This window comes from Alishewanella longhuensis (assembly GCF_014653435.1).
GTDB classification, from domain to species: Bacteria; Pseudomonadota; Gammaproteobacteria; order Enterobacterales; family Alteromonadaceae; genus Alishewanella; species Alishewanella longhuensis.
Genome location: NZ_BNAO01000001.1, coordinates 537,445 through 551,236, shown reverse-complemented (window position 1 = coordinate 551,236; position 13,792 = coordinate 537,445). Strand labels below are relative to the sequence as shown.

Annotated in this window: 7 protein-coding genes; 2 read left to right on the top strand and 5 right to left on the bottom strand. The window is 47.2% G+C overall.

Annotation, left to right across the window (positions count from 1 at the left end; all coding sequences use genetic code 11):
• Positions 1-50: 50 nt before the first annotated feature.
• From IE163_RS02300 to IE163_RS02290, 3 genes are all read right to left on the bottom strand, one after another.
• The gene (locus tag IE163_RS02300; RefSeq protein WP_189429734.1) at positions 51-3,158 is read right to left on the bottom strand and encodes an efflux RND transporter permease subunit; all 3,108 of its coding nucleotides are present in this window, start codon (positions 3,156-3,158) and stop codon (positions 51-53) included.
• A gap of 3 nt (positions 3,159-3,161) precedes the next feature.
• Positions 3,162-4,289: an efflux RND transporter periplasmic adaptor subunit gene (locus IE163_RS02295; RefSeq protein ID WP_189429732.1), complete on the bottom strand. Its 1,128-nt coding sequence runs from the start codon at positions 4,287-4,289 to the stop codon at positions 3,162-3,164.
• A gap of 363 nt (positions 4,290-4,652) precedes the next feature.
• Positions 4,653-6,425 (bottom strand): sensor domain-containing phosphodiesterase, encoded by a 1,773-nt coding sequence (locus tag IE163_RS02290; RefSeq protein ID WP_189429730.1) that lies wholly within the window; start codon positions 6,423-6,425, stop codon positions 4,653-4,655.
• Between the two features lie 306 nt (positions 6,426-6,731).
• Here IE163_RS02290 and IE163_RS02285 point away from each other — a divergent pair, with 306 nt between their 5' ends.
• On the top strand, positions 6,732-9,299 hold the full coding sequence (locus IE163_RS02285) for a TonB-dependent receptor (RefSeq protein WP_189429728.1): 2,568 nt from the start codon (positions 6,732-6,734) through the stop codon (positions 9,297-9,299).
• 85 nt (positions 9,300-9,384) lie between these two features.
• Here IE163_RS02285 and IE163_RS02280 read toward each other — a convergent pair whose 3' ends face one another.
• On the bottom strand, positions 9,385-9,579 hold the full coding sequence (locus IE163_RS02280) for a YfhL family 4Fe-4S dicluster ferredoxin (protein WP_189429726.1): 195 nt from the start codon (positions 9,577-9,579) through the stop codon (positions 9,385-9,387).
• Position 9,580: 1 nt separating this feature from the next.
• A complete protein-coding gene (gene trhP, locus IE163_RS02275; protein WP_189429718.1) occupies positions 9,581-10,897 on the bottom strand; it encodes a prephenate-dependent tRNA uridine(34) hydroxylase TrhP in 1,317 nt (438 codons plus the stop codon).
• A 284-nt stretch (positions 10,898-11,181) separates the two neighbouring features.
• Between trhP and IE163_RS02270 the strand changes: the two genes are divergently transcribed.
• Positions 11,182-13,767 carry an EAL domain-containing protein gene (locus tag IE163_RS02270; RefSeq protein WP_189429715.1) on the top strand — a complete coding sequence of 862 codons (2,586 nt, stop codon included), beginning with the start codon at positions 11,182-11,184 and terminating at the stop codon, positions 13,765-13,767.
• Positions 13,768-13,792 lie beyond the last annotated feature (25 nt).

Here is a 13,792-nt window from a genome sequence, read left to right as displayed (position 1 = left end):
GGTACAAAAGGGTACAGCTCCCAGCCTGCACAGCAGGCTGGGCAGAAATATTAGTGCTCTGCTTTGCTGACTGTTTTCGAGCCAAAGATTTTCATCACCACAAAGTAAAAGATTGGCACCAGAAATACCGCTAATACGGTGGCGGAAATCATGCCGCCCAACACGCCGGTACCAATAGCATTGCGACTGGCAGAACCGGCACCCGTGCTAATCACCAGTGGTAACACCCCCAGCGAAAAGGCCATTGAGGTCATAATGATCGGTCTTAAGCGCAAGCGTACGGCCTCCAAAATAGCCGCCACCAGTTCTTTACCTTGTTGCTGTAGATCACGGGCAAACTCGACAATCAAGATGGCATTCTTCGAGGCTAAGCCCATGGTGGTGAGTAAGCCCACCTGAAAATACACATCGTTACCTAAACCACGCATATAGGCGGCGCAAAGCGCCCCAAAGATACCAAGCGGCACCACCAGGATCACAGCAAAGGGCACTGACCAGCTTTCATACAAGGCCGCTAAGCATAAAAATACGACCAAAATAGACAAGGCATATAAGGCCGGTGCCTGAGAGCCTGAAAGCTTTTCTTGGTAAGACGTACCCGTCCACTCAAAATCGATACCGGCCGGTAACTGCGCAATGAGCTGTTCCATCGTCGCCATCGCATCACCCGAGCTAATGCCCGGCGCAGGCTCACCCTGAATTTCCATTGCGGCCACACCGTTATACCGCTCTAAGCGCTGTGGACCAAACTCCCAATGGCTGGTCGCAAAGGTAGCGAAGTTGACCATTTCGCCCTGGTTATTGCGCACATACCATTTGTTTAAATCTTCCGGGGTCATCCGAAACTGCGGCTCAGCCTGCACAAATACTTTTTTTACCCGGCCGCGATCTACAAAGTCATTGACATAAGACGAGCCCCAACCAATGGCTAAGGTTTGATTTATTTCACTTAGCGGTACACCCAATGCCTGCGCTTTTAACTGATCCACCACAATTTGCAACTGCGCAGCATCTTCCATACCATTGGGCCGAACCTGCATTAAATTGGGCTGCTGAGCGGCCATACCTAATAATTGATTACGGGCCGCTAATAAGGCGTCGTGACCTAAACCTGCCCGATCCTGCAAATAGAGGTTAAAGCCGGTGGCGCGTCCTAGCTCGGCAATGGGCGGCAAATTAAACGCAAAGACCTGTGCTTCTTTTATCGTGGCAAAGAAACCATAAGCCCGGCCTATTACCGCTTGTACGCTGTCTGCTGGGCCACGCTCTGACCAATCTTTTAACCGCACAAAAGCCAAGCCGACATTTTGGCCACGGCCGGCAAAACTAAAACCACTGACCGTAAAGGCCGAGATCACAGCCTCGTCTTGCTGATAGTGCGCCGATACCCGCGCCAGTACCTCATCGGTACGCTCTAAGCTGGCACCTGTAGGTAATTGCACCATGCTTAGAAAAATACCCTGATCTTCTTCCGGCAGGAAGGAGGTGGGCAAACGGATAAACATGAGCGCCATTACCAGCACGATGGCAGCATAAACCAGCATAGAGCGTACCGGCCGCTTTAACATTCCGGCAACGCCGCGCTGATATTTGTTGTTAGTGCGATCAAAACTGCGGTTAAACCAGCCAAAAAAACCTTTTTTCGGTTGATGCTCATGGCCAGCTTTTAGCATAGTGGCGCACAACGCCGGGGTAAAAATCAGTGCCACCAGTACGGATAAGGCCATAGCGGTAACAATAGTAATAGAGAACTGTTTATAAATAGCGCCGGTGGCACCACCAAAGAACGCCATCGGCACAAATACCGCTGACAGGACTAAACCAATACCAATCAAAGCACCGGTAATTTGTGCCATAGATTTACGCGTGGCTTCGACAGGCGATAACCCTTCTTCGGTCATTACCCGTTCCACGTTTTCCACCACCACAATGGCGTCATCTACCAGCAAGCCTATCGCCAGCACCATACCAAACATGGTTAAGGTATTAATGGTGAAGCCAAACGCCGCCATTACGCCAAAGGTACCTAACAACACCACCGGCACCGCCAGGGTAGGAATTAAGGTGGCGCGAAAGTTTTGTAAAAACAGATACATCACCAGGAAGACCAAGATGATGGCTTCTATTAGGGTTTGCACTACTGAGCTAATCGACAACTCCACAAAGGGCGTGGTGTCGTATGGGATCTCCATCTGTAAGCCCGCAGGAAAATACGGGGCCAGTTCTTCCAGCCGCTGTTTTACCGCCGCGGCGGTATCCAGAGCATTGGCACCGGTCGCCATTTCAATGGCCAGCCCCGTAGCGTCTTTACCGTTATAACGGGCATCAACACCATAGTTTTCACCCCCTAACTCGACCCGCGCCACATCCGCTAACCGTACGGTAGAACCATCACTATTCACCCGTAATAGAATTTGTGCAAACTCATCAGCGTTAGTTAAGCGGGTTTGCGCCAAGATAGGCGCATTAAATTGCTGGCCTGGTAAGGCTGGCGCGCCCCCTAATTGACCGGCGGTTACCTGATTATTTTGCACCCGAATAGCCGCAGTGACATCTGCCGGCGTCATGGCAAATTGATTAAGCTTCTCGGCATCCAACCAAATACGCATGGCATACTGGCTTCCAAACACCGTCACATTGCCTACGCCTGCGGTACGGCTTAAGGGATCGCGAATATTGGTGACCACAAAATCGGCAATATCATCGCGTTGCATGCTGCCATCACTGGAGATAAAGGCGACTACCATCAGGAAAGAGCCATTAGATTTAGCGACTCTGACCCCTTGTTGTTGCACTTCTTGTGGCAATAGCGGAATAGCTTGCTGTAATTTGTTTTGTACCTGTACCTGCGCGATATCCGCATCAGTGCCCGTTTCAAAGGTCAGGGTTAAACTAATATTGCCCGACGAGTCACTCTGCGCCGACATATACATCAGGTTATCCAGGCCATTCATCGCCTGCTCAATCACCTGCGTTACCGCATCTTCTGCTGTTTGGGCAGAAGCGCCAGGATAACTGGCAGAAATAGTGACTGCCGGCGGTGCAATACGCGGATACTGCTCAATAGGTAGCTGCTTAATGGATAACAAGCCCGCCAGCATTATAACAATGGCAATAACCCAGGCAAAAATAGGGCGGTTTATAAAGAAATTTGCCATCTGTTACTCCTGCACTGGCACAGCTTTTACCTGCAGACCAGGTTGTACTTTTTGTATGCCGGCAACAATCACTTGCTCACCTTCGCTAATACCCGACTCCGCTACCCAAAACTGCTGATGACTGCGCCCCAGGGCGACCGGGCGCGATTCGACTTTGCCATCAGCCTTAACCACTAACACATTGGCTCCTCCTTTGGGGGTGCGCATAACCGCAGCCTGTGGGATCAGCAAGGCGTTTGCTTGCTCGGCTTGCGCCAGGGTAGCGCGGACAAACATGCCTGGTAATAACTCACCTTGCGGATTAGGAAAAACTGCGCGCAAGGTAATCATGCCGGTGCTTGGATCAACACTGGCTTCGGAGAATTGTAATTGGCCCTGCGCCGCATAGACTGACCCATCTTCCAACTGCAACGAAACAGCGACGGGCTGATGTTGAGCGTCTGGAAATTGCCGCCGTAATTGCAACAATTCATTGCTAGATTGCGTTAAATCAACATAGATAGGATCAAGCTGGCGGATCGTTGCCAGCACTTCACTCTGGTTTGCAGTAAGCAATGCGCCTTCAGTTACCATGGAGCGACCAATCTGCCCAGCAATAGGCGCTTTAATCTTGGTGTAATTAAGATTAATTTGCGCTGTTTGCCGTTGTGCTAAGGCCGCTTTTACATCTGCGTCTGCCTGTAATACAGTGACATTGGCATCATCCACATCTTGCTGGCTTACTACCTGAGTGTTGAGCAAACCTTGTAAGCGCGATAACCGTAACTTAGCGTTAGTTAAGGTGACCTGTGCCCGATTGAGATTCGCCTCGGCCGTGGCTAACACCGCCTCGTAAGTAGCAGGATCAATTTGATACAACACCTCCCCTGCTTGCACTTGCTGGCCTTCGGTAAAGAGGCGTTTTTGCAAAATGCCGCTAACCTGTGGCCGGATTTCTGCTTGCCGAAAATCCGTTGTTCTACCCGGCAGTTCTGAATTATAAACCACAGTGCTGGCTTGAATTTGATAGACACCGACTTCTGGTACCATAGGCGCAGCGGCCTCTGCTGCGGGCTCGCTACAGCCACTTAATACCCATAACACCATCACTAAAAAACTGCTGTTACGCAAAAACAACCTACTTTGCCGCATAATTTCCCCTGAGGAATTGAAGACTTTACTAACTGCATACTCGTTAAAATTACCGCACTGCAACCGACAGCATTAACGAGTATAGCGATAGCCTATATTAAGATAGTATCAATATACATACACGACTGTATGTTATCAAGTAGCTTTACGTTGCATTGCGACTAGTGAAGGTTTTTATCAGTTAAATAAATGCAAGCAGAGTATGACTAGGGCACGCCCTAAAGCAGCTGTAGATTGAATAGATAAGCTGTAAGGCAAGCACCCCTCAGCTAAATTCAGTTCAAGTTATAGAGAGAAGACAGTATAGAACTCGTGACCGCGACGGCAGCTAAAGGTTACCCCAAACGCTGGCAGCATTACGTATTAACTAGCCAACCAATTCTTAGCAAACTGTGTGGCATCTACTGGCCGGCCAAACAAGTAACCTTGCGCCCGCTCACAACCTAGTAGCTTTAAGTAATCTGCTTGCGCCTGCGTTTCGACACCCTCGGCAATGGTAACCATATTCAAACTCTTCGCCATCGCTAAAATGGTTTTTACCACCATATTGTGATGATGATCACCCGGAATATTATTGATAAAAGCTCGATCTATTTTTAAGGTTGTGGCGCGAAAGCGGGTTAAATAAGCTAAAGAAGAGTAACCTGTACCAAAGTCATCAATGGCCCAACTAAAGCCCATCGCCTCCAGCTCTGCCATTTGCCGAAGCGATTGCTCTGGATTACGCATAATTAGCGACTCAGTAAACTCCAGCTCAATTTGGGTAGGGGTTATACCACTGCTGCATTGCGCAAAATCACTGACCAATTGCTCATTCTCCAGTTGCCTGGCAGAAACATTGACCGATAGGCGGCCAGGTAACACATAGCCCTGCTGTCGCCATAAATTTAACTGCCGACACGCCGTTTGCATCACCCAGTTACCCAGTTCGGGCATCAAACCACGCTCTTCAGCCAATGGAATAAAGGTGTCGGGGCTAATCCAGCCCCACTCAGCATCATGCCAACGGCAAAGCGCTTCAGCACCAGATAAGGCGCCATTAGCAAGCTCAAATTGCGGCTGATAGTGCAGACTCAATTTTCCAGTGCGCATAGCCAAAATAAATTTTTCTAAAACATTCTGCCGCTGGCTCAGCGCCTGACTCATAGCAGGCTCAAATACCTTTAAACTGCTACCCGATGCTTTAGCAGAAGCTAGAGCAATACTGGCGAAACGTAACAATTCGGGCCCATTTAATTCTTCAATTGTGCCTAAGGCACAACCTATATTAATACTGAGTAAAAACTCTCTGCCAACACAGTGGTAAGGGCTCACAAAAAGCTGCTGTAGCCGTTTACAGAACAGCTCCAACTCACGCACCGAATAAACAGCACTAAGCAAAGCAAATTGATCGGCGGAGTAACGCGCGAGATAACAACTATCCGGTAGATGATCCCGCATACGCTGCGCTACCGCGACCAAGACTTCATCACCAACTTTAAAACCATACAAGTCATTCAATTCTTTAAAACGACTAATATCAATCAGCGCCAACCCAAGCGCTTTACTGGGGTCAGTTTTTAACCAATTTTGTAATTTCTCAAGTAAATGAGCCCGGTTTGGTAGATGAGTAACAGCATCATGATAAGTCAGTTTGCGAATAAAGCGCTCGCTTTGCGAGCGTTCAAGCTCAGCCCCGACCTGTGCAGCAGCAATGCGTAGCACTTCCCTGCCTATTTCCGGCACTTTTAATACCGAAGTTGCCATCACACTGAGAATCCCTATCTTTTCCCCATTTGTGGTTAAGATTGGCATACCCAGATAGCTTTCTACACCAAGCTCAACTAACAACTGATCGTCCGGGAATACCTGACACACACCTTCCGCATATACACAGGGCTCTCGCTCAGGTACCGTTTCACACGGCGTACCCTTTAGTAAATAACTGATATTTTCTTGTAACTGACCCTTCCCCCACATGGCAATCGTCTGTGCTTCAACAGCATCTACACTGGTTTTAGCAATCAGGCAGTAATCCACCCCAAGAATCTCGGCCAGGCGCTGCACTAAGGTAGGCAAAAAATCAGGATAACCGCTACGTGTTAACACATCGGCTAGTTGTCGGAAAACTTCTTCGGTGTTTAACCTTAACTGCATAAAAATGAACTGCAAGGGCACAAGGTGAATCCATATTAGACAGTGCCGTATCTCAATGCAACCGCTGATATTTACTTAATACCCAAGTTGCGCTAGCAACTGCGCATTAAGCGCAACTCTGGCCTACGGTATTAATTCTGCACAAGCCACAAGGTTAAATCACCACAACTTATCGTTAAGAAAAACCGCTCTGTAGCATAAAACAGGTTGACACTGCCGCGAAATTAATCAATTATTCATGATAAATATAATTATACGTATAATTTATACATAGACAGGTAAATAGCATTTCCCGGGGGGAACACCATGAATAGGAAAAAAAAATTCGCTTTATCAGCAGTTTGCAGCGCGATATTACTGGCATGTTATGCTGTGCCCACGATGGCAGAAGATAACGAGGATGAAAAAAAAGCCGCAATTGAAAAAATTGCAGTAAGAGGTTTTGCCGCCTCGCAAGAGAAAAATCTCAACATAAAACGTTTTTCAGATACTGTGGTGGATGCCGTTACAGCAGAAGACGTGGGTAAATTCCCGGATCAGACCGTTGCCGATGCTCTACAGCGGGTGCCAGGTGTTTCAGTAGAGAAAGATTTTGGTGAAAGTGATAGGGTTAGTATTCGTGGCACGGCACCTCATCTTAACGTGACCTTACTTAACGGTCAGAATGTCGCCTCAGCCACCGCACAGGCTTCTATTCTAAGGCCGTCTCGCGGTTTTAATTACTCGTTATTACCTGCGGAAATGATCGAGCGGCTTGAAGTGCATAAATCTGCAGAAGCAGACGTAGAGGAAGGTTCAGTGGGTGGTACTGTTATTATTCGCACCCGTACACCACTGGCTATGGACAGCAACTTTGCTGCCTTATCGATAAAAAATACCTATCAAGAGGCCAACGGCGAACATAGTCCTAATTTATCTGCAGCCTATTCCTGGAAAAATGCCGACGCTAATTTTGGCATGGCGTTAGCCGCCGCATACAAAGATAACAGAGTACAGCGCGATAGCCGCGAAGTACGTTTTGGTTATCGCGATACCGTAGTAAATGGCCAAAACGTAAAGTATCCAGGTTCCGTGGGCAACAACAGGTTTGAATCACAAAACAAGCTGAAAACCTTGCATCTTACACTGGAGAGCCAACCAAGCGATCGCTGGAACCTGGTATTTAACAATCTGTTCTCTGACGTAGATAACAACGGCCAGGGCAGCTATTCAGGTACCTATAATCTGTCGGCCATTGGTGGCTTAACTAACGCGGTGATAGCTAATAACACCGTCGTCAGTGGCAATATTCCGGCTGCCGCTAGCGGTTTTGAAGCCATTTACGGCTCAGCTGGCTACATTGGCGGTTATCAAACGCGGGCTCATGATCTAAAACTCAGTTTTGATAACAATCAGTACCTTTGGACTACCCAACTAGGTTATACCTACGCTGATGGTGTGGTAGAAGATAACTATGCTGAGTTTTACGCCAAATCGGCAATTGAATTCGATGTTAGCAACACAGCGCCACAGATGTCATTGCCCGATATTAGCTCTGCGGCTGCCTATTGGCTTGGTTATAACCATGTTAATACCATCAGTAACGAAGATCAGGAAAAATATATTCAAACCGATCTCACCTACCGCTTAGAGCATGATATTTTCCGCTCGGTAAAGGTCGGTTTAAAGTATAAAGATCACGAAAAAGGTTCTGATTTATATAAAGAAACTAGACCATCAACGGTAAATACCCGGCTAAGCGATTACACAACAGGTACCGTAGATGACTTTATGGGCACGGGTAGCAGCCCGGCGCAGCTGTATCAATTCCGCACCGATTTGTGGAACAACTATCTGGCACAAACACCCACAAACAGCTCCTATACGCACTTGCTGTATTACTACAACATTGCTGAAAAGATCAGTAACGCTTACCTTAAAGGCGATTTCCGCTATGAAAAACTGCGGGGGAATGTCGGTGTACGTTATGCTAAAACCGACCTGGAAACACAAGGTTGGCAATATACCGGTTCAGTGATCAACCCCACGACTAAAACCTTACGCACGCTGGAAAATAGTTACACCGATGTCCTGCCGAGTTTAAACCTAAACTATGAACTGCAGGATGATGTGGTACTGCGCTTTGCTGCCGCTAAAGTGATGGCGCGTCCAGACTATCAGCACCTTACCGCACAACGTACTTACGCGATGAGTAATGGCGTACGTATTGGTAGTGGTGGTAATCCGGGACTAAACCCCTATCGGGCAACGCAGTATGATCTTTCGGCTGAATGGTACTTCGGGCCTCGCTCCATACTGTCCGCCGCGTATTTTTATAAAGATATTAAAAGCTATATTACCCAAAGTGTTGTGGTGGAGTCGTTACCCGATCCGGATGGCAGCTTAAATGACTATGAGATAACCTTACCGGTTAATGGTTTAGGTGGCGTAAATCAGGGCATAGAATTAAACCTAAGCCATTACTTTGGCAACGGCTTTGGTGTGGTAGCTAACTATACCTTTTCCGATGCCGATATGGACGAAACACCCGCGCAGCAAGCTGCCGGTGTTAAAGCTATATTGCCAAATAACTCCAAAAATCTGTATAACCTAACCGGTTATTATGAGCGCGGCGCTTACTCTGCCCGTTTATCTTATAACTATCGTTCAGAGTACTACTACGGCACTTATCTTGGCATGTCACAGTACTTGCGCGGTTACGGTCAATATGATTTAAACCTAAGCTATAACGTCAACGAGCATGTGGCTTTAAGCCTGCAAGTCATTAATCTGAGCAATGCCAATCAAGAACGTTACTTTAAAGATCCAGACCGCACTATTGGCGAGTTTAACTTCGGTCGCCGTATTATGGCTGGCGCCCAACTTCGTTTTTAACACCAATGGTATTATAAAGTGTGCGCGACTTTTGGCACACTTTCGATAATAAAGCCGGCATTAAGCCGGCTTGCTCTATCTGTAATTAGCCCGTCACTAAAGCCACACAGTCAATTGGACACACTTCAATGCAAGTTGGCTTATCGTAATAACCAATACACTCCGTACAAAGCTGCGGGTTAACCTGATAATGCAAGGGCCCCATGCTGATGGCTTCATTTGGACACTCGGGTACACACATATCACAATTGATGCAACTGACCTCAATGACCGCTGGCATGCTAGCCCACCTCTTTAGCTAAATGATCTGCCGCATCCGGCTGCTTAACCAATTGCTTTAACAGCATGGCAAACTGCAAGCTTATTATCGCCGGTAACTTAACTTTCAGCTGATAACAAGCACCAGGCGCTAGCACCAGCTCATTGTTTTGCTTATCTCGCAGCCCTTCAAGTTGAAAAGTTGTATTGCCGTCAGGCGTCATTAAAACAAGGGTATCCCCTACCGCAAACTGGTTTTTCACTTCCAGTAAAGCAAAGCCTACATCATCTTGCTCGCCAATAAATTCGCCAACTAACAACTGCTCACCAACACTATGGCTAGTATCATAGTTTTGCGTATCCTGCGGTTTATGCCGGCGTAAAAACCCTTCAGTAAAACCGCGATTCGCCATGCCATTTAGCGCTTGTACTAAGCGGGTATCAAAGATTTTACCCGCCAGAGCATCATCTATCGCTTGCCGATAGACCTGCGCCGTGCGCGCCACATAATAGGGCGACTTAGTACGGCCCTCGATTTTCAGCGAGTGCACCCCCATCGCGGTTAACGTTGGCACATGCTCTACCGCACGCAAATCTTTTGAGTTAAGAATATAGGTGCCATGCAGATCTTCGTCGATGGTCATCAGCTCACCTGGCCTACCTTGCTCTTCCAATAAAGCTGGCGTACTAATAGGGTTAAACTGCCCTACTTCATCTTCTACTGCTGCATGAACCTGATAAGGCCAGCGACAAGAGTTGGTGCAGGTGCCCTGATTAGGATCGCGTTTATTAATGTAGCCCGATAGCAAGCAACGGCCAGAATAGGCCATACAGAGTGCACCGTGTACAAAAACCTCCAGCTGCATATCCGGCACTTCGTGGCGAATCTCGGCAATTTCTTCTATCGACAATTCACGCGATAAAATAACGCGCTCCACGCCTTGCGTTTGCCAAAACTTTACCGCCGCCCAATTCACCGTATTCGCCTGCACCGATAAATGCAGCGGCATCTGCGGAAAATGCTCCCGTAACAAGTAAATGACACCAGGATCAGAGACAATCAACGCATCCGGCTGTAACGCCACTACCGACGCCATATCGCGCACAAAGGTGGTCAACTTGCTATTATGGGGCGCAATATTCACCACCACATAAAAGCATTTCCCTTGTGCGTGGGCCTCATTAATTCCGGTGGCGAGCGTAGCTAAATCAAATTCATTATTACGAACTCGCAGACTATAACGAGGCTGTCCGGCATATACCGCATCAGCGCCGTAAGCAAAAGCCAGACGCATTGCCTTTAAACTGCCAGCAGGAGAAAGTAGTTCAGGTTTAAACATGTCATTACTCATATCAGAGTGGTTTTATTGGCCTTACTGCAGGCCGCTAAAATATAAAACCCCACAAAACAAAGCGGGTAATTTTAAGGAAGCAGCAGATCCAGCCTTTGATCCAACGCAAATGAAGCGAATAATTTGCGCTTTTTGCCACATCACTTGCGCATCAGCTTGTCTGCCTATCTGAAATTATACTGGCCTGGGCCCAATAGCTTTGTTTCAGATCAAAGCACGCTTATCTAATCCTTTTATACTAACCTTTCACAGGCGTTTTAAACGGGACCACTATGGCGGATTTTTTAGATAACAGCGAAGAGACATTAGCAGAGCCTACTATTGCTGAGTTAATTAAACGTCCGCTGCTTACCTGTGCAGCAACCGATAGCCTGCAAACCGCCGCACGATTAATGCGTGAACACAAGGTTAGCTGTATCCTAATTAGGGAAGGTGAAAGTATTACTGGTATTTGGTCAGAAGCGGATACCCGAAAGCTGGCCTTTGATCAGATCAATGCAGCCACCTTAGAGGTGGGTACCGTCATGTCCTCGCCGGTTATTAGCGCCAGTGGCTTAACGCTGGTAAGTGGTGCCGCCAGTCTAATGCTTAACCATAATATCCGGCGTTTATTGGTGGTAGACAATGCTCAACGCCCGATAGGTTTACTCACCCAAAGTGACATAGTACGCCAACAAAAAATTGAGTTTTATTTACGTTTTCGCGAAGTCGGTAGCTGCATTAATAAAGCCGCCTTAAATCTGGCTGCCAGTTATCCATTGCACGAAGCCGTTGCGCAGATGCGCCACGCCAGAGCAGACGCCGCTATTATTACCTTCCCGGATGCCAGTTATGGCCTGGTAACAGAACGCGATCTGGTGCACTTGCTCGCCGAAGGAACTAACTGCCAACATATTGGGGATTTGGCGAATAAACCCTTATTATGTGTACCGCCCGATTTAAGCTTGCTTGATGCCGTAGACATGCTAACGAAACAAGAAATCCGTCATCTGGCAGTTGCATCTCAAGATCAAATTTATGGTTTACTGTCTTTTAGCGATATCCTGCGCAATGTGGAATACGCTTATATAGAGCAACTTAAAACGGCATTACGCGACCGTGATCATGCTCTTCGCACTTCGGCAGATTACTTGCGCTTGGCACATAAAGTTATTGATGCCTCTATGGATGGTATTTTAATTACCGACAAGCATGGTTTTATTCAATCGGTAAACCCCAGCTTTAGTAAACTGACAGGCTATAGTGCTGAAGAGGCGATTGGCCAAACGCCTCGTTTGTTAAGCTCCGGTCTACACGAAGCCGATTTTTATCGCAACATGTGGCAAACGCTGCTGGAAAAAGGGCACTGGCAGGGTGAGATTTGGAACAAGCGTAAAAATGGTGAACACTACCCACAATGGCTAAGCATTACCGCTATTCGCGATGAACAGCAGCAGATTACTCAATACGCCGCCATTTTCAGTGATATCACCGAACGTAAGCGCCAGGAAGAAAAAATCCATCAATTGGCCTATATGGATGAATTAACCGGCTTGGCTAACCGCCGTATGTTTTTTGATCGTTTACAATTATCACTAGCCAATGCCCATCGGCATAAGCATACCCTGGCAGTATTATTTTTAGACCTGGATCTGTTTAAGCGCATCAACGATACTCTCGGCCATCAAGCTGGCGATCAGGCGCTGAAAGAGGTGGCTCGTCGCTTGCAAATCACACTACGGGAGGGAGAATCCGTTGCCAGAATCGGCGGTGATGAATTTACTATCCTGATCCCTGAAGTGAGTAACTGCAACTCGTTACAAATACTGGCACAACGCATTATTAGCCAACTCGAAAAACCCGTACAATTACTGCAACAAGAGTTCTTTTTAACCACCAGCATCGGCATTAGCTTATACCCTAAAGATGGTCATAACGCAGAGCTGCTAGTGAAGCATGCGGATGTCGCTATGTATCAAGCGAAAAGTGCCGGCCGAAATCAGTATAGCTTTTATCAAGCCAGCACTAGCCAGCATAACGAAGAGGAGTTAAAGCTGGAGCAAGCGCTGCGACAGGCGTTACGTCAACAACAGCTAGAGGTCTATTATCAACCCAAGTTTACCTTGGATACAGGTAAACTCTGTGGCCTGGAAGCACTATTACGTTGGCACGATGCTGAGCTGGGTATCGTATCTCCTGCACTATTTATACCTCTGGCCGAAAAATTGGGACTTATTCATCAGTTGGGAGAACAAGTTATGCGGCAGGTTTGCAATCAATTGCATTTCTGGCAAGAACTTGCTGTTCCAGTGGCGATTAATATCTCAGCCTTGCAATTAACCGAACCCGATTTCTTACCAAAACTGGTGTCTATTTTAGAGCAAAGTGCTATTAGTCCCAGTCTGTTAGAGATAGAACTGACTGAAAGTTGTTTAATTCCCGAGCAAGCCGATTATACTTTAAGTGTGTTAACCAAGCTAAAAGCCCTGGGTTTGCGCTTATCTATTGATGATTTTGGTACTGGTTATTCTTCATTATCTTACTTAAGACGGTTGCCGTTAGACGCCCTAAAAATTGACCGTAGTTTTATCAAAGATTTACCCACCAGCAAGAGCGACGGTCAAATTACCCTGGCGATTATTGCTATGGCGAAAGCGCTTGGGCTAGAGGTGATAGCGGAAGGAATAGAATTAGAAGCTCAGCGGCAGTTTTTACTAGAAGCTGGTTGTGATACTGGCCAGGGGTTTTTAGTTTCACCGGCACTACCGGCAACAGAAATTACACCTTGGTTGGCTGACAGCGCCAGTTGTACCTCTTTGGTGCAATTTGCACCCAATTTGGGCGCAACCAACCCACTCAGGCGACGAAGCCGACACTAAGTAATTATATTTAAAGACTTTTACA